18 protein-coding genes and 1 pseudogene are annotated in these 26,587 nt (G+C 54.8%); 13 read left to right on the top strand and 6 right to left on the bottom strand.

The window, feature by feature from the left end:
- Window positions 1-30 precede the first annotated feature (30 nt).
- The 3 genes from B4M48_RS04455 to B4M48_RS04445 all read right to left on the bottom strand — a co-directional run bounded on the left by B4M48_RS04455 (window position 31) and on the right by B4M48_RS04445 (window position 6,048).
- Window positions 31-3,759 carry an FAD-dependent oxidoreductase gene (locus B4M48_RS04455; protein WP_288656078.1) on the bottom strand — a complete coding sequence of 1,243 codons (3,729 nt, stop codon included), beginning with the start codon at window positions 3,757-3,759 and terminating at the stop codon, window positions 31-33.
- 519 nt (window positions 3,760-4,278) lie between these two features.
- Entirely contained in the window at window positions 4,279-5,427 is a 1,149-nt protein-coding gene (locus B4M48_RS04450) for an amidohydrolase (protein WP_145339766.1), read from the bottom strand.
- A gap of 219 nt (window positions 5,428-5,646) precedes the next feature.
- Window positions 5,647-6,048 carry an H-NS family nucleoid-associated regulatory protein gene (locus B4M48_RS04445; protein WP_071668305.1) on the bottom strand — a complete coding sequence of 134 codons (402 nt, stop codon included), beginning with the start codon at window positions 6,046-6,048 and terminating at the stop codon, window positions 5,647-5,649.
- Window positions 6,049-6,595: 547 nt separating this feature from the next.
- Here B4M48_RS04445 and fhuE point away from each other — a divergent pair.
- The 8 genes and pseudogenes from fhuE (at window position 6,596) to B4M48_RS04405 (ending at window position 17,368) form a co-directional block, all read left to right on the top strand.
- The gene (gene fhuE, locus B4M48_RS04440; RefSeq protein ID WP_288656076.1) at window positions 6,596-8,770 is read left to right on the top strand and encodes a ferric-rhodotorulic acid/ferric-coprogen receptor FhuE; all 2,175 of its coding nucleotides are present in this window, start codon (window positions 6,596-6,598) and stop codon (window positions 8,768-8,770) included.
- 648 nt (window positions 8,771-9,418) lie between these two features.
- On the top strand, window positions 9,419-10,618 hold the full coding sequence (locus tag B4M48_RS04435) for a glycosyltransferase (RefSeq protein ID WP_071668306.1): 1,200 nt from the start codon (window positions 9,419-9,421) through the stop codon (window positions 10,616-10,618).
- Between the two features lie 188 nt (window positions 10,619-10,806).
- Window positions 10,807-11,802: an MsnO8 family LLM class oxidoreductase gene (locus tag B4M48_RS04430; protein WP_040113450.1), complete on the top strand. Its 996-nt coding sequence runs from the start codon at window positions 10,807-10,809 to the stop codon at window positions 11,800-11,802.
- Window positions 11,803-11,968: 166 nt separating this feature from the next.
- Window positions 11,969-14,232 (top strand): annotated as a pseudogene (locus B4M48_RS04425) (NtaA/DmoA family FMN-dependent monooxygenase).
- A gap of 9 nt (window positions 14,233-14,241) precedes the next feature.
- A complete protein-coding gene (locus tag B4M48_RS04420) occupies window positions 14,242-14,751 on the top strand; it encodes a GNAT family N-acetyltransferase (protein WP_040113453.1) in 510 nt (169 codons plus the stop codon).
- A gap of 10 nt (window positions 14,752-14,761) precedes the next feature.
- Entirely contained in the window at window positions 14,762-15,688 is a 927-nt protein-coding gene (locus B4M48_RS04415) for an amino acid ABC transporter permease (protein WP_040113454.1), read from the top strand.
- A complete protein-coding gene (locus B4M48_RS04410) occupies window positions 15,672-16,466 on the top strand; it encodes an amino acid ABC transporter ATP-binding protein (protein ID WP_040113455.1) in 795 nt (264 codons plus the stop codon). Before B4M48_RS04415 ends, B4M48_RS04410 begins: the two co-directional genes overlap by 17 nt.
- Window positions 16,466-17,368 (top strand): ABC transporter substrate-binding protein, encoded by a 903-nt coding sequence (locus tag B4M48_RS04405; RefSeq protein ID WP_288656071.1) that lies wholly within the window; start codon window positions 16,466-16,468, stop codon window positions 17,366-17,368. The genes B4M48_RS04410 and B4M48_RS04405 overlap by 1 nt, the downstream gene beginning before the upstream one ends.
- Here the strand turns inward: B4M48_RS04405 and B4M48_RS04400 are convergent.
- Window positions 17,362-18,756, bottom strand: coding sequence for an EAL domain-containing protein (locus B4M48_RS04400; protein ID WP_288656069.1), 1,395 nt, complete (start codon window positions 18,754-18,756; stop codon window positions 17,362-17,364). The two genes, B4M48_RS04405 and B4M48_RS04400, sit on opposite strands and share 7 nt — an antisense overlap.
- Before the next feature lie 337 nt (window positions 18,757-19,093).
- On the opposite strand from B4M48_RS04400, the gene B4M48_RS04395 reads away from it, so the two are divergent.
- The 4 genes from B4M48_RS04395 (at window position 19,094) to B4M48_RS04380 (ending at window position 23,301) form a co-directional block, all read left to right on the top strand.
- Window positions 19,094-19,654, top strand: a complete 561-nt coding sequence (locus B4M48_RS04395; protein WP_040113457.1) for a non-canonical purine NTP pyrophosphatase — start codon at window positions 19,094-19,096, stop codon at window positions 19,652-19,654.
- A complete protein-coding gene (locus tag B4M48_RS04390) occupies window positions 19,651-20,445 on the top strand; it encodes an SIR2 family protein (protein ID WP_034829783.1) in 795 nt (264 codons plus the stop codon). Before B4M48_RS04395 ends, B4M48_RS04390 begins: the two co-directional genes overlap by 4 nt.
- A gap of 71 nt (window positions 20,446-20,516) precedes the next feature.
- Window positions 20,517-20,840: a YebG family protein gene (locus B4M48_RS04385; protein WP_071668310.1), complete on the top strand. Its 324-nt coding sequence runs from the start codon at window positions 20,517-20,519 to the stop codon at window positions 20,838-20,840.
- 520 nt (window positions 20,841-21,360) lie between these two features.
- Window positions 21,361-23,301: a methyl-accepting chemotaxis protein gene (locus B4M48_RS04380; RefSeq protein ID WP_288656067.1), complete on the top strand. Its 1,941-nt coding sequence runs from the start codon at window positions 21,361-21,363 to the stop codon at window positions 23,299-23,301.
- A gap of 32 nt (window positions 23,302-23,333) precedes the next feature.
- On the opposite strand, the gene cybB is transcribed toward B4M48_RS04380, so the two are convergent.
- Complete coding sequence (gene cybB, locus B4M48_RS04375) at window positions 23,334-23,873, bottom strand: cytochrome b561 (protein ID WP_071668312.1); 540 nt, start codon at window positions 23,871-23,873, stop codon at window positions 23,334-23,336.
- Between the two features lie 92 nt (window positions 23,874-23,965).
- Window positions 23,966-24,763 (bottom strand): SGNH/GDSL hydrolase family protein, encoded by a 798-nt coding sequence (locus B4M48_RS04370; protein ID WP_052246545.1) that lies wholly within the window; start codon window positions 24,761-24,763, stop codon window positions 23,966-23,968.
- A 575-nt stretch (window positions 24,764-25,338) separates the two neighbouring features.
- Between B4M48_RS04370 and B4M48_RS04365 the strand changes: the two genes are divergently transcribed.
- Window positions 25,339-26,466: an acyltransferase family protein gene (locus B4M48_RS04365; protein ID WP_040113461.1), complete on the top strand. Its 1,128-nt coding sequence runs from the start codon at window positions 25,339-25,341 to the stop codon at window positions 26,464-26,466.
- Window positions 26,467-26,587 lie beyond the last annotated feature (121 nt).

Genomic DNA, 26,587 nt, shown 5'->3' with positions numbered 1-26,587 from the left:
GCCGGGCCATGCGGCCCGGCACGCCCCGCCTCAGGCGATAGTTTTGCGATTGCTGAGCAGATCTTTCACGCTCTCTGCTACCCGCTTGCCCGCCAGAAAAGCGTGATCCGAATTGTAATACTCCCATTCGCTGTAGCGCCCGGCCAGATGGATACTTTGCGTGGCCAGCCAGCTACGGATCAGCGCCACGTTGGCACTGCGCGCATGATCGTAAACGACATAGGCGTACGGCATGTTTACGATACTGCTGGTGAGGATCTCATCATCCTCATTGATAATGCCTACCCGGATACAGTCATCGATACAGCGCTGGATCAGCGCTTCACCCTCACAGGGCAGCGGTTGATCGTCACGCCAGGTGATTTCACAGGTCAGACCGAATCCGCCCGGAGGATTACAGTGCGGGCTGGCATTACCCTGCAGAAAGATGCGATGGAACAGCGTGTCTCCCGGATAGTAAATCCAGTGCTTTTCACTGATCGCCGGACGTCCGATACCAAGATTAACGCAGCACACAGAGGTATGACGCAGCTGAGAAGCCGCCTGCTGTACCGCCTGCGGCGCGCGGGCGCCCATCAGGCGCACCAGTTCCGGTAAGGGCAGCGTGCTGATGAGCTGGTCATACTGCAGATGCCTGCCGTCGCTGAGCGTGACGCTGCGCGACTGCGGCTGAATCTCGGCTACCGCCGTTCCGGTCTCAAGCGTACAGCTAAGGTGAGGCAGGAAACCGTTCATCAGCGCCTGAAAGCCGCCGCGCAGCGGATAGCCGAAGCGCGCGTTGGGCCCGACCGGTTTCTCCAGCGGCGCAAGCGCACCGCTGACGATCTGCGCCAGATCCGGCAGGGGTACGCGACCGCCCAGCCACGAGGTCTCCATGCTGGCCAGCGGCGTTTTCCACAGTTTACGGTTATAGGGAACGGCAAAATGACGGGCGATGCCTTTGCCCCAGACGCGATAGATAAAATGTTCAAAATCTTCACTGTCGCGCTGTTCAGTGATGCAGCTCTCATCCGCTACCACGCCGTCGGCGCAGCAGTCGCGCGATGCGTCTGCGCCAGGCAGTATGGCGGTATCGTTTTCTGCCGCGCCGTAGCGCGCTTCAATCGCGCCCAGCACACATTCACTAATCACCTCCGCCGGCAGGCCGTGCAGCGCTGACTGGAACGGGTAGCGCGTATAGACATCGTGGCTATAGACCCAGGCTTCGCGCATCTGCCAGTGCTGATTCTCACCCAGCAGCAGATCGTAGAGCTCCAGCACGTAGGGATCGTTGGAGAACATGATGTGACCGGCATAGTCGAAGGTAAAACCCTTATCTTCGATTGACCGGCACCAGCCGCCTGGCGACTCATTTTTCTCCAGTACGACGGCCCCTTTACCGTAATGATAACCGGCACTCAGGCCGGTAGGCCCTGCGCCGAGGATAAGACATTCAACCGGATGCAGCGTGACCGGCTGCGTGCGTTCAGCGGGTGCAGCGGCCTGCGTCGCAGGCCGGGCGGGCTGACGTTTAATGGCGCTGAGGTGCTGCTGCATCTGCGCCACCGTATTATCCCAGGACGTCGCGGCGACTACGGCAGCCATCGCTTCAGCCTGCATATGACGCCGTTCAGCTGTCTGGCGCAGAGCGTGTTCGCAGCCCTGAATAAAGGCTTCCTGCGAATCGGCTATTGTCACGACGTCAGCATACTGGCGCGCTACGTCAGCGATCGCTGTGCTGACAATCGGCAGCTGCGCGGCCATGTACTCCAGAACCTTTGTCGGGCTGATAAAGCGCGTGGAGGCATTGAGCGCAAACGGCATCAGGCAGACATCCCAGCCCGCCAGAAACTGCGGCAGGGCGGCATAAGGCTGCTGTCCGAACCAGTGCAGGTTTTTACGCTGCGGCAGCGTCGCAGGATCGATCTTGACCACCGGTCCCACCATGATGATCTGCCAGTCAGGGTGCGCGTCAGCCAGCGCGGTGACCAGCGGCAGATCCATGCGCTCATCAATCACACCGTAGTAGCCGAGGCGCGGTTTAGGCAGAAACTGCTGCAGCGGATGGCCGTTGCTGCGGTCGAGCGCCTGTGCAAAGTGCCCGGCATCCACGCTGCTGGGAAAACAGTGAACGCGCGAGTGACGATCTTTTTTCGCTTCATACAGGCTGCGTCCGCCGGTAAAGACCAGGTCAGCGCGGCTCAGAAGAGCCGATTCGCGCTGCTGCAGCTGACGCGGCGCCTGGTCAAACGCGGAGAGTTCATCCATACAGTCATAAATGATCCCGCGGCTGTTAAACGCGCTAAGCAGCGGCAGCGCCATTGGGGTGTAGAACCAGACCAGCGGTTCAGTGCCAGGCTCCAGCAGGTTGCTGAGCAGCGGCTGCAGTAGCGCAATCTGGTCGTCATGAAAACCGGGGGCGTGTATCGGCGTATGCGGCTCGACCACGGTGACATTGGCCGCCGGCTGCGAGGTGCGCAATCCCGCTTCACCCGCCTGATAAACCGGCTCTTCAATAAAAATAATCCGGTGGTGCTGTGCAAGGCGTGAGAGCACATGCTGCGGCCGCTGAAACACAAATCCCCAGCGCAGATGACTAAATACCACCAGTACAGATTGATTCATGACGAACTCCTTTGGCCCAGCGGCCGGTGTGAGAAACCCCTGAAAACGCGCGAGTGCGCGTTGTGATTGCCGCAGCGCGGCAGCATAAGCGTGGTTAAGCAGGCGAACGTTTTGCGAATCGCTATCCCACAGACCGCTATGCGGCCAGTGCGTAATATCTTCCCAGAGAGGCCGATCGATAATCGGGTAGAGGCAAATGCCGCGAATATCGCAGCCTGCCAGCTGCGCCTGCGCGACCTGGTCGGTAATATGGGTTATCCAAGCCGCGCGGCCGCTGCCGACGTGGCTGGTTTCTGCCAGCAGCAGGGGGCGCTGATAGCGCGCCGAGAGACGGGCAAGCATGTCGGATAACGGAATGCGCCGGGCATCATCCAGATGCCACTCCAGCCGCTGGCCGGTCTGCGCCAGCCACTGGTTACCGTGATAATAGTTGGCTCCGATCAGATCCAGATAGCGCGGCGACCCGCCCAGCTCCGGTTCACGCAGCCCTGCCAGCATATCCCACGCCTGATACTGCGCGGCCGTCAGAGCGGCGGCGTGCTGTTGTGCGTGCTCGCTTTCATCCTCCGGCACCACATGAATAATGGGATCGCAGTGCAGAAAACGTGCGCGCGGATCGACGGCCAGAATGGCATCACAGCCCGCCAGGGCAGCGCGTACCAGCTGCCGCTTAATGGCATCGGGATCGCTATCGGCGTTGTTACCAAAGAGTCCTACTGAAATACCCCAGGCGAAAAAAGAGAGCTCGTTAACCGGTGAGTAAACCGGGGGCAGGTCACGGTAAAATCCGGCCAGACAGGTCGCAACCTGATGGCAGAACCGCGCAAAACGCGGCACAAATTCAGGCGAGAACAGGGTGAGATCGTCCGGCCAGCCATAGTGGCTCAGCGTCCAGTTCACCTGAATACCCTGCTCGCTGGCCGACTGCATGCAGCGGGTCAGCCGGGCAAAGGTACGCTGTGGATCGGCTTCAGCCAGCCGCCAGCCCACGCTTTCACGCACTGACCGAATATTAAATGCAGCGAGCGCGGCATAATCCGTTGCAATATGCACGTCGTGTGCATTGATTACATTCATATCAAGTGCAATCCCGGCGGGATTAATATGATCGGCACCCTCAAAACCGGCCTGCCAGAAGCTGGAAAATGGCAACATTTAATTCTCCTGGAAAACAGGACAAAACAGCAGCCCTGTAAAGTAAATTACAGGACCAGCTTTAGTTGAAATTTATCAGGGCTGTGACTGGATAAATAAAAAGGCTGCCAGCGGGTTACACGACAACGTCAGGGCAGCGGTAAAAATTTATAAAGGTTGTTTGAGGAAATTATAGTCAGGCGCCGGGTTTCAGCAACCCTGTGAAGTTGCTGAAAAAAAAGCAAAGCGGCAGCCAATGCTTTGCTTTATTGACTGCTGATCCTCTCTTTTTTCGGCGAATAACGCTATTTTTCAATGGCTACAGTAGAAAAATGGAAAAATTACTATTTCAGCGAAGGATAATTTATTCGCAGCGATTTTTGATTTGCGCTTCACGTTTTTTAATCCAAAAAAAAGCTGCCGCTATGTTCAACATGTTGAATGGCATAATAATTGCGCCTGACGTTTTTTATTTGCAGCACTTTTAGGTTTAATTTTTGCGGCTCTGATTAGGCTGCAGAGAAAAAATTGCGTTACGTATTAAACCGGCCGCTGAGCAAAAGCTGCTTCGGCCAGCGCTGCAAGGTAGTGTGCAGCAGGCAACAGCACATCATCGTTAATGCGAAACGCAGGGTGATGCAGAGGCCAGGCTTCACCGGTGCCAATCATGATAAATGCGCCGGGTATGTGCTGCTGATAGTAAGCAAAATCTTCGCCAATCGGGGTGGCAGCAATTTCACGTGCGTCCAGCCCGTTAAGCGCTGCCTGCTGCAGGGCAAACGCTGTCCAGTGCGCATCATTTATCACTGCGGGTGGCCCGGCCTGCCAGGTGATTGCTATTTCAGCCGCAAACGCTGCGCTGATACCTTTTACCAGTTCACGAAATCGCTGTTCAATACGTTCGCGCGCTGCGGCGGAAAAGGTGCGCACGGTGCCTTCCAGCCAGGCGCTTTCCGGAATGACATTCCACGTGCTGCCGCTGTGAAGCTGGGTAATCGAGAACACAGCATTCTCTGCTGAAGGGAGGTTACGGCTGATCAGCGTCTGGACTGCAGAGACAATGTGCGCGGCAATCACAATAGGGTCGTTACCCTGATTCGGGTGTGCGGCATGGCTGCCGGTGCCGGTGATCTGTAGCGCAAAGCGGTCAACGGCGGCGGTCAGGGCGCCCGCCCGGCTGCCCGCCACACCTGCCGGCAGAGAGGGATCGTTATGGAGACCAAATATGGCAAACGCATCCTGCAAAGCACCGCTGGCAAGCACCGCGGGTGCGCCTTCACCGGTCTCCTCTGCTGCCTGAAAAATAAAGCGCACCTGGCCAGCCAGCTGTGTTTCGCGGGATTTCAGCAGAATGGCTGCGCCCAGTATGGCCGCACTGTGAAAATCGTGACCGCAGGCGTGCATGACTCCGGGATGCGCTGAAGTAAACTCTACTCCGGAGTGCTCTTCAATCGGCAAGGCATCAATATCGCCCCGCAGCACCACCAGCGGACCGGTTGCGGGACCCACTTCAGCGACCAGTCCGGTTGTCAGCGCCAGGGGGAGAATACGGATATTGTGCGCCTCCAGCTGCTCACGAATGCGTTGTGTGGTGGCAAATTCCTGGTTTGACAGCTCCGGGAAACGGTGCAGCTCCTGCCGGAAAGCGACCAGCTGTTCTGTTAACTGCGTTAATTCTGACGGCGACATAGTTTGTTCCTTTCTCACGATTACGCTGCGCGGCGTGCAGCACGTTATCCGGGGAAGGTAACAGCAGAATGAGGGAGCGATATATCTCAATACCCGCAATGATATTGCAATAAGTGAATAACAGCAGCGGCTTATCGGTTCAGGGTTATAAAGAAGGGTAGGAGGAGTGGCGAAACCAGCCCCGGGAAAGTGAGGCTGGGAAATATGCGTGTCAGCTAATCAGATTAAAAAATCGTCCAGCGATGCGCCGGCATCAATAGCGCTCTTAATCGGAGAAGGCGTGCGACCCTGACCGGTCCACTGCTTTTCATTACCTTCTTCATCGGTATATTTGTACTTGGCCGGACGCGGCGCGCGTTTAGCTTTAGGTTTAGTTTCTGCCTGGTTTAATTGCGCAAGTTCACTAATATCGATGCCATCATTCATCAGCATCTCTTTGTATAACGCCAGTTTTTCTGCTTTTTCGCGCTGAGCAGCATTATCTGCTTCAGCTTCTTCACGGCGTTCTGCAACGACCACAGCGAGCTTTTCCAGCATCTCATTTAATACCGCTACTTCAATATCACGCGTCTGAGCACGCAGTGTACGAAGATTATTCAATGCCTTTAGTGCATCGCTCATGAATATAACCCTTATTACTGATGTGAAAATTTGAAAGCGCGCATTCTACGATATTTTTTCTCAAATTAAAATATGCTTCAGGGCGTTAAATCCGCTGTGTCGCGTAATTATCAGGCTCATGGAGTTATCACCTGCATCAGAAATTTATTAGCCGCAAACTGAATATTTAACGGACACCAGAATTTATAAAGTGGTCACGCTACCGGCAGATCGATCTTTCCGCTGTTATACCTTCCTGGGCGGCCTGCCCATGCCGGCGCCCGGCGCAACGCTATGGCGGCCGGCAGCAGGCGGTGACTTTCTGTCGCGTTTTGTAACGAACCGAACGGATAGTCATGCAGTTTGTTAAGCTAAAAAAGCTTAAATCCGTATTAATCAATGAAAATTATGGTTTTTTATCGGATTACAGGGTGTCAGAAGCAGTAACAATTTCTTGCAATAGTAATCTAAATGAGTATATTTCTCATTTGCTTTCTTAGCTATGCCTGCTCCAGGTGACCGGCAGGGTGCGCTGACAGATAAACTAAAATGAGAATTAAGGATGGCTATGTCTTCTAAACCGATGCGCGTCCGGGCTGCGGCTGCAACGGCACAACCTGCGCTGAAAATGTCATTGCTGGCGATGCTGATTGCAGCCGGTGTTGCACAGGCGGCGGAACAGACCCTGATGGTGGAAACCAGCGCGTCTGACGTGGAAAATCAGAACGATCGGGATTACAGCATACCGGTAACGCGCGCAGGCACAAAAATGGCGCTGACGGCGCGCGACATTCCTCAGTCGGTATCGCTTATCAGTAAACAGCGTATGGCCGATCAGCAGCTGCAGTCGCTGAATGATGTTCTGTCCGACACTACCGGTATCAGGGGTGTTTCGGCGGATATGGATCGTACCAGTTACTACTCGCGCGGCTTTCTCATTGACAACTATATGGTAGACGGGATCCCGACCGCGTTTGCATCGCGCTGGAACCTGGGTGATGCCCAGACCGACATGGCGCTTTATGAGCGGGTCGAGGTGGTGCGCGGCGCGACCGGGTTACTCACCGGGCCAGGTAATCCTTCTGCGTCGATTAATATGGTACGTAAGCACGCTGACAGTAAAACCCCCACCGGATCGCTGGAAGCGAGCTACGGCAGCTGGAATAAACAGCGCTATGTTGCCGATCTCTCTGCGCCGCTCACCCCTGAGGGTAACGTGCGCGGGCGCGTAGTGGCAGGTTATGAAGATAAAAACAGCTTTATTGAGCGCTACGGTTTTGAGAAAAAATTCATTTATGGCGTGATAAACGCCGATCTGACTGAGAGCACCACGCTTTCCGCGGGCTACGAATTTACGCAGGTTGATACCGATTCGCCGATGTGGGGTGGGGCGCCGCGCTGGTATACCGATGGCAGCCAGACGCATCTGCGTCGCGGCTATAACACTCAACCGGAGTGGGCTTACAACAATAAAGAGAACCGCAAAGTTTTCGTCAATCTGCAGCAGAATTTTGATAACGGCTGGAACATTACGCTCAACGGCACGCATAACGAAATGCTGCTGGACAGTAAACAAATCTATCTCGACGGCTATTTCAATAAGGTGACCGGTGCAGGCAGCTCTGCCTACGCGAATTATCCGGTCATCGGCGGAACCGGTTATAACACCGGCAAGCGAAAAGTGGATGCAGTAGATGCCTTTGCCAGCGGCCCTTATGAGCTGCTGGGACGTCAGCATCAGCTCATGCTGGGGGTTAACTACAGTCGTCAGGATAATAAATATTACAGCGCCTGGACCAACATCTCCTCTGCTGAACTGGGTAACTTTAACGACTTCAACGGCAACTATCCGGAGCCTGACTGGTCGCCGCGCGAACCTGCCACGGACAGCCAGCTGGTGCGGCAGAAATCAGTCTATATGGCTACGCGCCTGACGCTCGCCGATCCGCTGCATCTGATTGTCGGGGCGCGATATACCAACTGGAACCGTCAGGGCATTACCTCTGAACTGGAAGAGAACAATACCACGCCGTATGGCGGTCTTATCTGGGACATCAATGACGCCTGGTCAGCGTTTGCCAGCTATACCTCGGTCTTTCAGCCGCAGGATAATCTGGATGCCAGCGGCAGTTTCCTGACGCCAGTTGTCGGTAAAAACTATGAGACCGGGGTTAAATCGGACTGGTTTGATAGCCGTCTGACCACCACGATCTCTCTGTTCCGAACCGAGCTGGATAATGCGCCGGTTGATACCGGACGTTTCAGCGAGAGCGGAAGCGCTATTTATGAAACCACCGATGGCGTTGTCAGCCGCGGCGTTGAATTTGAGATCAACGGTGCGCTGACGGATAACTGGCAGATGACGTTTGGCGGTACGACCTACATAGCAAAAGACAGCAAGGGTGAGGCCTATAACTCCCAGCTGCCCCGTACCTCTTTCAATCTCTTTACGCACTATCGCCTGCCTCAGTTCGATAAACTGACGCTGGGCGGCGGCGTTAACTGGCAGTCAAAGACCTGGAAAGATATCGGCGGACCTGAAGGTAACGGAACCTGGCGTGTGCGTCAGGGAAGTTATGCGCTGGTGGACCTGTTTGCCCGCTACGACGTGACAAAAAATCTCTCCCTGCAGGCCAACCTGAAAAACCTGTTTGATAAAGAGTATGACGAGAATGTGGGCAGCAGCGGCATCGTGTATGGCGAACCGCGCAGTTACTCGGTAACGGCGAGTTACCGCTTCTGATCCCGGCAGGCGCGTTCTGAACGCGCCTCTTCTCCTCAGGCGGCTAATGGTTTATACCCATCGCACTCTGCTCTCCTCTTAGGCTAAAGCGCATTCAGGCTGAATAGATTTTTTAATCTCCGGACAAAGTAACGCACCTTACTGTTTAACGCGGTTATGCATTGATGCGCCTCTTTTGCGTACATCACAGGCGGTCGCATGTATAGGCGTCCGGTTATGAACCAGGTCTGCAGGGTGCGCCTTCGTTTAATGGCATGATAATTAAGAATAATATCCACCATATTTACACTCTCCGGCCCGTTATTAAGGATTGCATCTCTGTCTGGTATCAGATAATGCCAGGCTGGCTAATGTTATCAACGTTAATCAAAAGACGATTTAATAGTCGTTAATTTCAATTGATTGATAATGTCCGCTATGCATTCAGACAGGGAATTTTTAATTAGCAGGCTATAAGTTAGTGCGGTTATTTTAATATCTGCCGTAAAAATAATTAATATAAAATAACATGCTGAAATGATTTTCGGGGAATAATCCGAATAACCAATATGAAGGCTAATAAAGCATTATACTCGTCGGGCGATCTGCAATTTTTAACTTTTTGAATGCCGGGTTTGTAGTGCTTAAAGTTTATGGCCGGAGTATAAAATGAAAATCATCATTAGCGGCAAGGGATATCCCGAAAAAAGAAATATTGTTACTGATGTTAAGAAAACGTATATCGATTTTCACTCCAGAAATATCTGGACGTATATTAATGCGTTTCGTGGGAAAATTCTGAAACGCAATAAGCTGTTTATATTTTCCGCGCCGCTATGGTCAGCCGGTAGCGAAAAAAAGGTAGTTCATCTCTTTAATGAAGTGGCAACCAGCCGCGAGCGCTGGGTGTCAACCTTTGAAACCGAGCTACCGCGGGTATTGCCGGTACCGGGCGTCGCCAAAACAGCTAATCCGCTGTTAAAAAAGCTGATGTACTATGTTGCAGCACCGGAATGTGCCGGCATTATCGCCATCTCAGAGGCAACGCGAAAAATTGAGCTGAAACTGCTGGACGCTTTTCCCATTGAGCGGGAAGCGGTTAGCGACAAATTGCACGTGCTGCATCCGCCGCAGCCGGTGCTCTATGAGGGCGGACGCACGCCAGCGGCCGATAAAATGATCTTCACCTTTGTCGGTAATGAGTTCTACCGCAAAGGCGGAGCCGAAGTGGTAATGGCTTTCTCCGAACTGATGGACGAGGGTGTGATATCAGCTGACCAGATCGGCGTTAACCTGATCGGCGACATTAAAAAGCAGCATAATATTGCGCATCGTGAGTGGCAGGACGATGCCGCTTTCCATCATCAAATTGAAACCCTGATAGCTGAGCGCTCCGTATTCACCCATCATACTGCATTGTCCAATGATGAGGTGATGCAGCTGCTGCGTGAAACGCATGTCGGATTGCTGCCGACCTGGCAGGATACCTATGGCTTCTCCGTGCTGGAAATGCAGGCGTGCGGCTGTCCGGTGATTACCACTAACGTCCGGGCGCTGCCGGAAATTAATCCGGCTCAGAGCGGCTGGCTGATCAACTGTCCGCTCAACGATATGTTTGAACTGAATGTGGATACGCTGGCGGAGAAAATGGCGCTGCGCATATTAATTGTGTCGCAGCTCAAGGCACATATTAAGGCGATACTTGAAGACCGGATGCGCGTCGCTGATTATTCAGCGGCAGCCGTAAACAGGATCCGTCAGCACCACGATCCGGATAAATTTAACCGCGCGCTCTCTGCCATTTATGGCGCAAAAGATACGCATGGTTCATTTGATCGCAGTGAAGCAGGCGCACTCAAACGCTCTTAATCTTTATCCGACAGCTATTCTTTTTTTAATCTGACTCCTGCAGCTGCTGCAGGAGTTTTTTTATTTCTGTTCCGCCCAGCCGGGTGATATGCGCAAAACAGCAATAGAACTAACAATATGATGTTTTACGTAACGGAATCATAGCCTGCAAACTAAACGCCATATTCATCAGGACAAGGACAGGGCGTATGTCTTACCAATTAAGCGTGCTCGATAAGTCGCCGGTTGCGGCAGGAGAAAATGCGACACAGGCGCTGGCGCGCTCGCTAAAACTGGCGCAGCGGGCTGAGAGCTGGGGCTATAAGCGCTTCTGGGTCGCAGAACATCATAACAGCGAGCAGCTGGCCAGTCCGTCACCTGAATTGCTTATCGCCTGGATCGCCGCGCAGACGCGCACCATACGCGTCGGCTCTGGCGGCGTCATGCTGCAGCACTACAGTCCCTATAAAGTTGCAGAGAACTTTAATCTGCTGTCATCGCTGGCACCGGATCGCATCGATCTCGGCGTCGGTAAAGCGCCCGGCGGTTTGCCGCTTTCAACGCGGGCGCTTCAGCTCGGGGTTAACCTGGCTGAAAAAGGCAGTTTTGCTGAACAGCTGGCGCTTCTCGATAGCTGGCTGAACGCATCTCCCTCCGCTGACGAAGAGACGCTGCGCGCCACGCCACAGCCACCGCATCCCGCCAGCCGGTTTCTGCTGGGTGCCAGCGAAGCAAGCGCCGGGCTGGCCGCAGAGCTGGGCTGGCAGCTGGTGTTCGCTGCACACCATAACGGCGATCCGCAGCTGATGGCGCGCGTTCTGCAGCACTATCATGCCCGCAGCCGCGGCGGCCGTGCGCTGGTAGCGGTTCAGGTGGTTGTGGCGGATTCGCCGGCAGAGGCTGAACTGCTTACCGATGCGCTGCGTCTTTATCACGTCAGCGTGAAAAATGGCCCGGCGGTTAACGTTGCCAGTCTGGAACAGGCTGAACGTTACGTACGCCAGGGGGGATACGCGGATTACGTCATAGAGCCGCGCACGCCGTCACTGCTAAAGGGCACGGCTGCACAGGTGCATGCTCAGCTGGAGTCGATGCATCATCGCTACGGCATTGACGAATTTATTATCGATACGCCACTCGCTGACGAAGCCGCCCGGTTTAAATCCCTGGAGCTGCTGGCCACCGCGCGACTGGTTGCGGCCTGAGGATAGCGTAATGATCCGCTCCGCTTTTCTTATCTGCTGCTCATTCTGGCATCGCTGCGAGCGATGTTGCCCGGCACCGATCTGATTCTGCCTGCATAACAACGTTTACCTTTTTCGCCCGGCAACCTCTGCGCTGCCGACGGCTCTGCTTTGTCAGGAGTTTATAATGAGTAAAAGAGAATTACGTCTCGGTACGATATTACACGGCGCGTCAGGCAATATGTCCGCCTGGCGGCATCCGGCTGCGCAGGCTGACGCCAGCATCAGTTTTGACTACGCCAGAAAAATTGCGCGCAAGGCGGAAGCGGGCAAACTCGATTTTCTGTTTGTCGCTGACGGTCTCTATATCAATGAAAAATCGATTCCGCACTTCCTCAATCGCTTTGAACCGCTGACGCTGCTCTCAGCGCTGGCGGCGGTCACAGAGCATCTTGGCCTGGTTGGCACCGTCTCAACCTCTTATAGCGATCCTTTTACCATCGCCCGGCAGTTCGCCAGCCTCGACCATCTCAGCGGCGGCCGTGCCGGCTGGAACGTTGTGACCTCGCCGCTGGAAGGATCGGCAAAAAATTTCTCGCGTCAGCAGCATCCGGAACACGCGCTGCGTTACCGGATTGCGGATGAGTATTTGCAGGTGGTGAAAGGCCTGTGGGATTCCTGGGAAGAGGGCGCCTTTGTACGCGACAAGCGCAGCGGTCAGTTTTTCGATCCGGCCAAGCTGCATACGCCCGATCACCGCGGCGATTTCTTTCAGGTGCAGGGGCCGCTGAATATTGAGCGTACGCCGCAGGGGCGACCGATCATTTTCCAGGCGGGCGCCTCCGGAGACGGACGGCGGCTGGCCGCGCGCCATGCGGATGCAATTTTTACCCACCATGCGACCCTGGAAGAGGCGCAGGCGTTCTGGCGCGATGTTAAACAGCAGCTGGCCGAAAACGGACGCGCCGCGGATGACCTCCATATCTTTCAGGGCGTCAGCGTGATCGTCGGTGACGATGCCGCAGATGTTGAGCAGCAGTATCAGGCTACCGCGCAGCTGGTCTCAGTGCCGGATGCGCTTAATTATCTGGGGCGGTTCTTTGACCACCATGATTTCTCACGCTACCCGCTGGATGAACCTTTCCCAGAACTGGGTGATATCGGTCAGAACAGCTTCCGCAGCACTACCGATGAAATAAAACGCAACGCCCGCGTGCGCGGTCAGACGCTGCGCCAGGCCGCGCTGGAAGCGGCCACGCCGCGGCCGCTGTTTCACGGCACGCCAGAACAGGTCGCCGATGGCCTGCAGCACTGGTTTGAACAGAAAGCTGCTGACGGTTTCATTATCCAGGGCGGAACGCCCGACACGTTTGAACGCTTTGTCGATCGGGTTATCCCGCTGTTGCAGGCGCGCGGACTAAGCCGGCGCGACTATCCGGGCACCACGCTGCGCGCCAGTCTGGGTCTGCAGACCCCCGAAAATCAGTTCACATCATAATAACGATCAGGATGAATGCTATGCAGAAAAAATCATTGATAGCGCTGCTGTTACTGGGGCTAAGCAGCGCTGCCGGGGCGGAAAACGTCGCCGTTAACGGGCAGCAGGTCAGCGTGGAGGCGAATAAGACGCCCATTAACACTGCAAAAAATGCAGCGGCTATCGCGCAGATCCCGGCCGGACACCGGTTTGCTGTACCTGGCGCGTTTACCGTGGCGGTGGCCGCCCTTAATTCCCCTCCGCTTACGGTGTTCAGCGACGACAACAAAACGCTGCTTGGCAGCGAAGTGGATATGGCGCGTCTGGTGGCGGACAGCCTCGGCCTGAAGCTCAACGTCGTGCCAACCTCCTGGGAAGACTGGCCGCTCGGCGTGGCGTCCGGCAAATATGACGCGGCGATCACCAACGTAACCGTCACAAAAGCGCGTAAAGAGCGTTTTGATTTTGCCACCTACCGCAAAGACTCACTGGGCTTTTATGTGAAAAAGAGCAGCCCAATCGTTTCGCTCAGCAAAGCAGAAGATATTGCCGGCCTGCGCATTATTGTTGGCTCCGGGACCAATCAGGAAGCGATCTTACTGGCGTGGGATCAGGAAAACCGCGCAAAGGGCCTGAAGCCGTTTATCCCGGTTTATACCAAAGATGACGCAGCGCAGACGCTTTCACTGCAGGCCGGACGTGCGGATGCTTACTTTGGCCCCAACGTCATCGGCGCCTGGAAAGCGGCGCTCAACGGGCAGACCAGGCTGGTGGGCAGCGTGGACGGCGGCTGGCCTAAAGCGGCGCACATTGCAGTGACGGTGAAAAAAGATGGCGGGCTGGTGCAGCCAGTCAATACGGCGCTTAACGGCGTGATACAAAACGGCGACTACGACAAGGTGCTGAATCGCTGGGGCGAAGGCATTGAGCGGCTCGACCGCTCGGAAATCAATCCACCGGGCCTGGGCGACTAAGGGGGCAATATGCATTTTTTTCGTGATGTTTCACCCGCAGCGGCAGAGCTGCAGCCGATTATTACCGGCCTGTTTGGTGAATATGCTGCCCGCTATGGCGACTATTTCAGCAGCCAGAATGAGGTGGAGCAGGATGAGTGGTTTCTGCCTGCGCAGGGAGGCCTGTTTATTGTACTGGAGCGGGATGGCGAAATTATCGCCATGGGCGCCTACAAGCGCTATGACGCACAGACGGCGGAACTGAAACGCATCTGGACGCGCTCCGATCTGCGCCGTCAGGGCCTGGCACTACTGATCCTGCAGGAGCTGGAGCGTCGTGCGCTGCGCGCCGGCTATCAGCGTGTCTGGCTGACCACCGGCTTTCGTCAGCCGGAGGCGGTGCGCCTCTATATCGGCCACGGCTATCAGCCGCAGTTTGCCCTGCTGGAAGATATGGAGATCTACGGCCGGCCGCCGCACGACGGCCGCCTGCGCTTTCTGAAGATAATTGATGTCCACGCTGCGGCACAGGCGAGCTGAGGAGCCGAAAATGAGTGAGACGCAAAAACTGACCGTGGTGCCGGCACGCTATCCGGCGCGCAGCCTGGGCGCCGTGGCGGCGCTGTTTATTCTGGCAGCGGTGGTGGATTCCATCGCGTTCAATCCGCGCTGGGAGTGGGGGGTATTTGCGCGCTGGTTTTTTGACCCGGTGATCCTGAATGGCCTGGGTCAGACGCTGCTGCTGACGCTGGCGGGCACCGTACTGAGTCTGATTTTCGGCGGTCTGCTGGCGCTGGCCCGGCTCTCCTCCTCGTGGCTGCTGAGTACGCTGGCGTTTGGCTATATCTGGCTGTTCCGCTCGCTGCCGCTGATTGTAGTACTGATCATTCTCTATAACTTCTCCTATCTCTACGACACCTTATCGCTGGGGATCCCGTTTACGCCCTGGTCGTGGGGTCACTTCCAGACCATTAATGTGCTGGGCCAGTTTCCGGCCGCGGTGATTGGCCTGACGCTGGTGCAGAGCGCCTATAGCGCAGAGATTATCCGCGGCGGGTTCCTCGGCGTGGACCAGGGGCAGTTTGAGGCGGCGTCAGCGCTGGGACTCTCTTCTTCGCGCCGGACCTTCCGCATCATCCTGCCGCAGGCACTGCGCGCGATCATTCCAACCACCTTCAATGAAATCATCAGCCTGGCCAAAGGCACGTCGATGGTTTACGTGCTGGCGATGCCAGAGCTGTTTTACACCATTCAGATGATCTACAACCGCACTCAGCAGGTGATCCCGCTGCTGATGGTGGGCGCCGCCTGGTATCTGATTATCACAACGGTGCTGTCGCTGTTGCAGCACAGCGTTGAACGCTCGCTGGCGCGCAGCGTAACCCGCGAGCCGCAGTCATCGCGCTGGCGGCAGTGGCGTAATCGTTATTCAACCCCTGCTGTTATTGAGGAGCGCTCTCATGTCCGAAGCCATTGATTATCGTCCGTCCTATGCTGCCGGGGCGGTTACCATCACCGGCGTCAGCAAGTCGTTTGGTAAACACAAAGCGCTGGACGCGGTCTCGCTGTCGCTGGCGCCGGGATCCGTAACGGTTATTCTCGGGCCTTCCGGTTCGGGTAAGTCAACGCTGCTGCGCACCATCAATCACCTGGAGCGGGTCGATGAGGGCTTTATTCAGATTGATGATGACTATATCGGTTATCAGCGCCGCGGCGATAAACTCTATGAGCTTAAAGAGCGGGCAATACTGCGTCAGCGGGTCAACGTCGGCTACGTTTTTCAGAACTTCAATCTTTTTCCGCACCTGACCGTGCTGGAAAACCTGATTGAAGCGCCGATCGCACATCGTCAGCTTACGCGACGTGCGGCGATTGAACGCGCCGGTGAGCTGCTGGACACGGTGGGACTGCGGCATAAAGCTGACGCCTGGCCGCGCCATCTTTCGGGTGGTCAGCAGCAGCGTATCGCGATTGCGCGTGCGCTGATGCTCAATCCGCGCGTGATGCTGTTTGATGAGCCGACGTCGGCACTGGATCCGGAGCTGGTGGGTGAGGTTCTGGACGTCATTAAAAAGCTGGCGCGCTCCGGCACCACGCTGGTGATTGTGACGCATGAGATTGGCTTTGCGCGTGAAGTGGCAGACAACGTGGTGTTTATGGTTGACGGCCGCGTGGTTGAGCAGGGCAGCAGCGTGCAGGTGCTGAATCAGCCACGCCACGAGCGCACCCGACGTTTTCTGGCGCGGGTGCTGTAATGAAGCGGTTCGTCCTGACGCTGGTGGCATCCGGCCTGCTGTTTTCAGCCGCGCAGAGCGCGGCGCTGGATGCGGCTAATAATGAAACGGCGATTCATATCGCCGCCGATCCGCAGGCGATAGCCAGAATTCCGGCGAACTATGCGTTTGTTCACCCCGGCTTTCTGACGGTCGCAACCAGCGCCACTAACTCACCGCCCATCGGGTTATGGGCGTCAGATAACAAAACGCTGATTGGCAGCGATCCCGATATGGCGCGACTGCTGGCTGAAAGTCTGGGCCTTACGCTAAAGCTGGTGCCCGCCTCGTGGGAGGAGTGGCCGCTCGGCATCAGCGCCGGACGCTATGATGTTGCCATGTTTAATATCGCCGTGACCGAGGAGCGTAAACGCAAATTTGACTTTGCCACCTATCGGGCTGACAACCACGCCTTTGCCGTACGGAAAGGGAGTCCCATCTCTGCGATTACCGGACGTCAGGATGTCGCGGGCAGGCGCATCATTGTCGGGTCCGGTACTAATCAGGAGAAGATCCTGCTGGGCTGGGATGCGAAAAACCGCCAGGAGGGATTAGCGCCGGTGCAGCCTGTCTATCTTAATGATGACGCTTCTGCCACGCTCGCGCTGTTGTCCGGACGCGCCGATGCCACCTTTGGCCCGCAGGCGGTGGCGGCGTGGAAAGCGGCGTCGCGCGGGCAAACAGCGGTTGTTGGTCACGGCCCGTATCGGGCATGGGTGGCCGTCACAACCAAAAAGGGTAACGGGCTGGCCCCGGCGCTGCAGCAGGCGGTTAATCATGCCATCGCCAGCGGACAGTATCAGCAGGTACTGACGCGCTGGGGAGAGCAGGATGAGGCGGTAGCGCAGTCGCAGATCAATCCGCCGGGCATCGTTTATCAGTAAAGACGGGTCGCACTGCGGCCCCGTTTTTCACCCTGATATTTTTTCACCCAGCCTATCACCTCTGCCGCTGGCAGAGGCCGGGCAAAGTAATAGCCCTGGAAGAACTGGCATCCGCGACTGCGCAGGTAGTGAAACATCTCTTCACTTTCAACGCCTTCAGCCAGCACGTTCAGCCCCATTTCGCGCGTCAGCTCAATGGTTTTATGCACCACAATAGCGGCAGATTCATTTTCAAAAATGTGCATAATCAGCGACTTGTCAATTTTAATATCATCAATCGAAAAATCGCTGAGCGATTTCAGCGAAGAGTAACCGACGCCAAAATCATCGATCGCCCATTTTACGCCGAGCTGGCTGAAGTGCGCGATAACAGAGCTGATATGCTGCTGATCGTAGATAAAGGTGCTTTCGGTGATCTCAAATTTAAGCCGCTGTGGCTGGATCCTGTAACGCGAGAGCAGCAGCAGAGTTTCAGCGGTAAAGTCGCGATGCATTAGCTGCAGAGGACTGATATTGACAGAAAACACCAGGCTGTCGCCGTGCCGGAGACTCTCCCAGGCAGCCATATGCTGCAGCGTGCGCTCCATAACCCATCGGCCAATCTCAATCATCAGGCCACTCTTTTCCGCTACCGGGATAAAAACGTCCGGTGAAATAAATCCTTTAACCGGATGTTTCCAGCGCAGCAGAGCTTCAAATCCGATCAGATGTTTACCGGTATCCACTTGCGGCTGAAAATAGAGTTCGAGCTGATCCTGGCTGACAGCGGCAGAGAGTTCGCGCTTTATCAGGTCAGTTTCAGAGTAATCGCCGCGAAAGGTCAGCGCGGTCAGCAGCAGAGAAAGTACGGGCACGATACAGTTAACAATGTAGAAACTGGCTTCCGCCGGCAGCGCAAAATGAAACGATCCCTGCTGCCAGGTCAGGCCGGTCAGGGTAAAAATGAGGTAACAGGCGAGGCAGATTAGCGGAAATATTTTGCTGAGATAGCGCGGCTGCTGCCGCAGGACGAGTGCCGAGCCGATGGTCAGCGCGATCAGATAATTACACGCAGAAGGTTTAACGGCAGGATGGTCATTGTCCAGCAGCAGCAGAGCTGTAATGATAAACAGCAGCGCATGCGTGACGATCGCCAGATGCCGCTGCAGTTTGCCGTGAAAGGCAACGGCGCAGATATAGAGGCCCAGCGCCACGCCCAGATAGTAGAGCGACGGTATTGCTGGCGAACGGCTATGGGCGTTAAGCAGCGCCATATAAATGCCTGAGGTAGTGCTGGCCACACCCGCAATCAGCAGCGTAAAGCGCAGCTTCTTTTCTGCGCTCTCTCCCTTCAGGCTAAAGGGCAAATTACGTACGCGCGAATAGCCCGCAGTCAAAAACGCGATCATCACTCTGCTCTGTAATTGATTAGTTTTATTGTATTCAGGAGCGCTATCTTAGTGCTAAGCGAGACGGCTGTCACAGCGCTTTTTCTGCACGTTGATCTGCTCCGGAGATTTGACATTAGAGATGATATTTATGCGTGGCGGGGGGTTATCGCGCAACTTTTCACGGAAGCGAACCGCTATCTGCCTGCGCTAAATTGCGCGCGCGGTTGTTCCTTCCGCCGGTCACAGAGTAGAATCACTCCCGGCACAGGCTGATGTGCTAAATATAACAACAGGCGGAAAACAGCCGGATCACCTCACTAATGCAGTTTAACCCTACTTAACATTACTGGTTGCAATGAAAATTCGTTTCTTATCGGCTAACGAGCTCAAACTTTCTGAAGTGCGTACCATCCTTGAACCGGTAGGGGTGGAAGTGGTGCCTATCGCGAGGCGGATTGAGGAGATCCAGACGGAAAATGAGGTTGAACTGGTACGCGATAAGCTCACTAAAGCGTTTTCCATTATCGGGCGGCCGCTGTTTGTCGAGCATACCGGCCTGTTTCTGGACGGGCTTAACGGTCTGCCAGCCGGACTGACGCGTATTTTCTGGAGCCGGCTCAATGCCGATCGCTTTACCAAACTGGTACGCGGCCTTGATACGCCCTGCGTGACGGCAAAAACCGTGCTGGGGTATTGCGATGGTCGCAAGATGTATCAGTTTGAAGGACAGCTGCGCGGTCGCATTGCGCCAGAGCCGGCCGGGCCGCAGGAGTTTCAGTGGGACTGCGTGTTTATCCCGGAAGGGTATACGCAGACCTTTGCTGAAATGGGCGATCTAAAGAATGAGATCTCCAATCGGCGCCTGGCGCTGGATCGCTTTGCCGCCTTTCTCAAAACCGCGCGGGGTTATGTATGAAGCCTGAACTCAAACGCGCCTACGATGCCGGCAAACTGATCCTGTTTGCCGGTGCCGGCATCTCCCGCAATCTTGGCCTGCCGGAGTGGCACGAACTGATTGCCCATCTGGCAAAAGAGCTGGGCTACGATCCGAAAATATTCAACACCTACGGGACACACCTGTCGCTGGCGGAGTATTACAAGCAGCGCAAAGGCTCACTGGGGCCGCTGCGCAGCTGGATGGATCGCGAGTGGCACCGGCCCGATATCGATGTGCGTAGCTCCGAAATCCATACCATGATCACCCAGGGTAATTTTTCGCGCATCTACACCACCAATTACGATCGCTGGCTGGAGATGGCTCACGAGGCGCACAACGTCCCCTATAGCAAAGTGGCTAACGCCGCCGATCTCGTCTCACTCACTGAAGATAAGCGCCACATCATTAAACTTCACGGCGATTTCGATGACGATACCTCGATTGTGCTGGATGAGAGCAGCTATTTTGAACGTCTCTATTTTGATTCCCCACTGGATATCAAACTGACGCACGACGTGATGGGTAACTCGGTGCTGTTTGTTGGCTACAGCATCAGCGATTTCAACATCCGCCTGCTGTTCTACCGGCTGACTAAAATGTGGGGACGAACCGGACTCGCAACGGCCCGGCCTAAATCGTATCTTTTTACCAATCGCAATAATCCGGTGGCTAAAGAGGTACTGGGGCAGTGGGGAATTGAGATGATTGTCTCGGAAGAGGATGACCCACGAAAAGCGCTGGCCACCTTTCTGGAGGAATTGCTTGCCTGAAACGCGGGCAGACTTGCTCATCGCTGCATAACAGAATATACTGTATATAAATACAGTTAATGAGGTGCATCATGGCAGTCGAAACCAAATATGTTGTAGTCAGAAAAGGTGAAGAGAAGATGACGTTTGCCAGTAAAAAAGATGCCGATGCCTGGGATAAGATGCTTGATATGGCAGATGCCTTTACCGACTGGCTGCAGCAGATCAAGCCAGAGCTGGCGGATGCGGAAGCGGAAACCTGGGGCATGCTGCTGGCAGAGCAGAAAGACGCGGTACAGCATATTCTGCGCACCAGCAAACTGCCTGATGCGGCGGCAGACAAAGATGCTAAATCTGAAGTGAAAGAGAGTGATTCTGCCCCTGAAAAAAAGGTGCGCGCGGTTAAAGCGGCCTGATCGTTGTGATGCACCCCGGCGCCGTCTTCCTGACGGCGTTTTGCTGTCGCCTTACTCACCTTTGCTACTTTCTGATTAAGCCTGAAAAAGCCCGGCATGCGGGCCATTTTATCAGTGTGAAAAGAGTGAAAAGGTTCCCGAGTAGTAGCTCACCATCCAGACAACATAAACCAGCCACACCAGTAAAAAACCGGTTAACCCCATTTTACCTGTCATTGTATGCTCCTGTAATCGTAAGGGCGGAAAGCCTGCAGGAGATACGTTGACAGCAGTTGCGCACAAAGTTCTTGCGCCAGATCAACCCGCCAGTGAAATACCTAATTAATCCCCAGGGGCGGCATTTATATGTCAGGGTCGCATTAATGCGACCCCTACGGGCATCGATATTGATTATTTTTTAATCCGGGTGCGGATGCCATCAAGTTCAGCACGGTTGAGCCGATAGAGTGATAAAGGATCGCTGGTGGCCCAGGATGTGGCGCAATTATTGCTCTGATTTGCCAACCCCAGGAGCGCCATCATGGCCACAAAAGCACTTATAACGCGAAAAATGCGTACCCGTACTCAGATGCTGCTGACGGGCGCGGTCACAATTACCCTTGGTTTTGCTATCACCATCGGCGTGCTCAGCTGGCAATCCAGCAGAGAACAGAAGTCGCTGGCGGAAAACTATCTGCAGCAGATTGCGCAGAGTCAGGCATTGCAGATTCAGCAGGAGCTGAGTTACGCGCGCGATGTGGCGCATAATCTGGGACATAGCCTGATTGCGCTGCCGGCGGCAGGGATCAGCGATCGGAAGGTGGCGGACCAGCTTCTTATCTCCACTCTGCGTGACAACCCCGATTACCTCTCCATCTCTGTGATATTTGAACAAAATGCGTTTGATGGCCGCGATGCGGAGTTTGTCAGTCAGCCTGGTGCTGCACCTCAGGGACGCTACGCCTATTTTGTTGATCGCGACAGCAGCGGCAGCTTCAGGCTGCATCCACTGGCCTCCATGCTGACGCCAGGACAGGGAGATTACTATCTGTTGCCACAAAAAAGTCGTAAGGATACGCTGATTGAACCTTACAGCTACGCCTATAACGGGGTGCCTGTGTTACTCACTTCCGTCGCCGCTCCCATTATCAGCCAAGGTAAGCTCTGGGGCGTAGTGACCTCTGATATCTCACTGGCGGCGCTGCAGGCGCGCATCAACAAGATCAGGCCCTGGGAAGGCAGTGGCTATGCGATGCTGCTCTCCAGCGGTGGCAGAGTGGTTTCCTATCCGGACCAGACGCAAACCGCGAAACCCTGGCAGGGAGAAACGCATGGGTTCAGCCGTGCCGTTACTGAACAGCATGACGCCATACTGGGGGAAGCGGCGCTGATAACATGGCAGCCAGTGACTATCGGCAGCAGCGACCAGCACTGGTATCTGGGTGTCGTTGCACCGGTGAGCAAAGTGATGGCGGCGGCGCACCGCCAGCTGATGCACGCGCTGATACTGATGCTCATCAGCATCGTTGCCGTGAGTTTACTGCTGGGATGGGTGTTTAGCCGGAAAGTGCTTAAGCCGATTGGCGGCGAGCCGGCCGAAGCCACGGCTATTGCGCTGGCGGTGGCCGGCGGCAGACTTGATAACGCGATTCCGCTGGTGTCACAGGATCGCAGCAGCCTGTTTTACGCGCTGCATACAATGCAGACGCAGCTGCGCGATATGGCAAGCCAGATTCAGGACGCCAGCGCATCAGTGCGGCAAGGCGCGGGCGAAATCGCCAGCGGCAACCTCGATCTTGCATCGCGAACCGAAGAGCAGGCGGCTGCGCTGGAGCAGACCGCGGCCAGTATGGAGCAGATTACCGCTACGGTGAAACACAACGCGGCAAATGCGCATCAGGCAACCACGCTGACAGAAAATGCCACGCATATTGCCAGCTGCGGCGAAACACTGGTGGGTGAAGTGGTGCAGACGATGGCGCAGATAGATAACAGCGCGAAAAAGATCGGCGACATTACTGCCATTATCAACAGCATCGCATTTCAGACGAATATTCTGGCGCTCAACGCGGCGGTGGAAGCTGCACGTGCCGGCGAGCAGGGGCGTGGCTTTGCCGTCGTGGCCTCTGAGGTTCGTAATCTGGCGCAGCGCAGCGCCAGCGCGGTGAGAGAGATTGCTGCGCTGATCGAGGAGTCCGGGGAGCGCGTCAGCAGCGGCGTCGGGCTGGTTCAGCGTGCCGGTAAAACCATGACTGAAATGACACAGGCGGTAAACTCCGTGCGCAATATTATCGATGAAATTGTTATCGCATCTGATGAACAGGCGCGCGGCATAAGCCAGGTGACCATTGCAGTGAATGAGATGGATAGCGCTACGCAGCAGAATGCGGCGCTGGTTCAGCAGATGTCGGCAGCAGCAAGCTCACTGGAAGATCAGGCGGCGCAGCTCGCTCACACCGCCGCACGTTTCACATTAAGCTGACTGACGCAGCCCGGCCACGTGCCGGGCTGCCGTTAGCGCGGCTTGCGCGAAGGCATCATGCGCAGCAGCGTATTGTCCTTAAACAGATAATGATGCGCCAGCGCCGCCAGCGCGTGCAGGCCGATTAACCAGTAACCCAGCGGTACCAGCGTTTCATGCCACTCAATCAGCGTATCGGCCAGGTCGGGATCGGGCGCGGCGCTGACCGGCATCGAAATACCAAATAGCCACCAGTCGCGGCCAAGCCAGAATCGGGAGAGAATGCCCAGCACCGGCAGGGTAATAAACAGCAGGTAGATCGCCAGATGAGTAAGGTGTGCCAGGCCGGTCTGCCAGTGGGCGGGCTTCGGCACAATAGCCGGCGTGCGATGGCGAAACCGCATCACCAGACGCGACAGCATCAGCAGCAGCACGCAGCTGCCAGCAGAGAAGTGCGTCACCACCATAAAGAGACGCTGCCAGGAGCCGCGCGGCGCCAGGCCGCGAAACTCCATCGTGCAATAAGCGAGAACAATCAAAATAAATGTCAGCCAGTGAAGCAGAATCTGCGCGGGGGCATATTTTGTGCTCATTATTCCATTCCATTCGGTACGAAGCGGTAGCGCTACAATAGCCGAAAGCAGAGTGAAAAAAATGCCCTTTCTGCGTCATTGCTGCCTGAAACTCAGCGCCGGGCGACCTGTTGCGCCTCATTGCCTGACTTACCGGCCGCCGCAAGCTCACTGTTGAAATGTGCGGTCAGAACGGAGTAGGTCTCCTCAGCTTTCATACGATAGAGCTGTTCAGAGGGATGAATACAGTCAGGTGACATCAGCGACTGCCACTCTTTCATTTGCAGAATACGCTGATACTGGCGTGCCAGCGGCAGCGACTCGGCGCGCGCCAGTGCGTCCAGCTTCGTGACATAAGGCGCAACGTTCCACTTTTTTGCCCCGCCACAAATCGGGTGCGGCTCCTGCAATACCACCTGTTTACCCTCTTCGCGGGCAATCGCGATCAGCTCCGTCATCACTTTAGTATACTGATCCGGGCTGACGATATATTTCGCTTCGGTATCTTTGAAATGAAAGTGTCGCGCATCGTTGGTTGCGAAGTTCAGCAGGATTATTTTAGCGGGCGAGCGCTGCATCTCTTCACGCCAGCTTTTATTCTTTTTATAGAAGTATTTCGGGTGCAGTAAATCCATTGCCTGTGCAGAGGCTGCGCCCTTATTTACCACGCGGATGCCCGGGCCATACTTTTCGCCAAGCCACTTATTTATCAGGGCAATCTCATTGTCTTTGATGTTGATGTTATGTTGTTTGCCATTCTCTCTGACTGCCATTGCGCCCAGCGTACTTGAACCACCGTAAGCTTCAATAATAAAGTTATTACTGGTATCAGGCGTCGTTGCCCATGCGGTATTTTGCAGGATAAATCCGGTAACCAATAATGAAGCAAAACGAATCAGTGAATAAGGCATAGCAAATTTCCCGCCTGGTGAGGCTCAATAATATTTAATGGATCGAATAATTAAAACGTAAAATGTAACCATAACAGCTGTGATGCAGGTCATACAATCTTAAAGCATCAGTGAAAAATCAAAATCAGGTTAATTCTTAAACTCTGGTAATAACGCTGTGAAATTATTTGTTTAATCAGCATGATGTGCATAGTGACTATAAAATAGTCTGGACCTGATTTCAGGAGGGGGACAGGGGACTGCTCTGGAGTCTCAGGATGACCACGCTAACCATTTTTATGATTTTCACCTGTCAGGCCAGGATGTAGGAAAAGCGCTCAGGCTAGCGGAGCCGGGCTTCTTTGTCAGTAAGGCCGCCTGCCAGCGCGGCATTAACCCGGTTCAAAGCATTAACTCTCTAACACTTTCAAACAGATAACGCTGCTTTACTGAACAGGTCCGTAAAAAAGTTACAACTTTTACACAATAGCGAAATTCCGAATCGTTAGTCACAGGAATGTATACAGAATTTTCTGGTATTACGCCGTCCATGATTCCCCTATATTCCGCTCACTATCCCCATCAAGGTATGCGATGTGAAAACACAATCCTTTTTGTCCAGCCGAAATATCGGTCTGGATCTGCTGCGTGCCGGGCTAATTCTGGAAGGTGTCTTGTTACATGCCTCAAGAAGTTTGCCCGGCGAGAATCCCTGGTATTATACGGCGCAGCGCGATCCCGCTGAGATATTTACTGCGCTGTTGAGCATGTTTCATACCTTCAGGATGGAAGTCTTTTTCTTTTTATCAGGGATGTTTTCCGCCCTCATTATTCTCCGTAAAGGACAGCAGTTTTTTACCGAGAACCGTCGCAAGCGCGTATTTATTCCGCTTATTTCAGCCTATCTGTTTATTCCGCCACTGATGTATTTTATCTCTGGACAGATAAATGACCGCCCCTACTCGGCGGAAGGCTGGCTGAACAGCTACACCATGATGCATCACCTGTGGTTTCTGGTGTCGCTGAGTATTATGTCACTGGCCATACCCGGCAGCTTTTATCAGTGGAGCGCGCGCCAGCTGGGCAAACTCTCACTGCCTGCGCTTATCGCGCTACTGGTTGTGCTGGGTAACGCCTGTTTTGTGCTGAAATTCCTGGTAAAAGGGCGTGGCGAATTTATCGAGCTGATTCCGATTACGGCGCGCTTCCTGGTCTACTACACGGCAGGCTATGCGCTCTATATCAATCGCGAGAAGATTGCGCATTACGCAAACAGTAAGCTGATGAACAACTGGCTGATTGCCGCGCTGGTGGCTGCCGTCTGGGCGGGCTGCTACTACGTTGCGCATAATCATATCGGCGGCGTGGTGAAGTACGTGCCGGTAATGATGGGCAGCGTGCTGTCCGCCATGCTCTCTTACTGGATGGTGTTCACCTTTGAAAAAATCCAGGTTAAAGAGAATCGCATACTGACCGCTATCGTGGATTCAGCACTGATCATCTATCTGCTGCACTATCCGGTGGTGATTGCGTTCTCCTGGCTTATTGATGACTGGCTGCCTGCCAACTATGCCGTTCTGTATGTGCTGATTGACTGTGCTATCGGTATTGGCCTGAGCGCCGTCTGCTACTGGTTCATCAAGCGTTCACGCATTGCCTCTTTCATGTTTGGCCTGAAGCCAAAAGCGAAGAAGGTGCCGGTGCCGCTCGAAGCCCGCATGTAATCCGTTTTGCCCGTCAGCACGCCTGCTGGCGGGCCCTGCTTTATACCGCCCTGAACCCGATTATTCTGACGGATACCGCAAATCCCCGGTCACAATCTGGTAAATGCCTCTCTGAATGTCT

The sequence above is a fragment of the Pantoea sp. UBA6567 genome (genome assembly GCF_002434165.1).
Classification (GTDB): Bacteria; Pseudomonadota; Gammaproteobacteria; order Enterobacterales; family Enterobacteriaceae; genus Pantoea; species Pantoea eucrina.
This window is presented reverse-complemented; position numbering and strand designations above follow the sequence as displayed.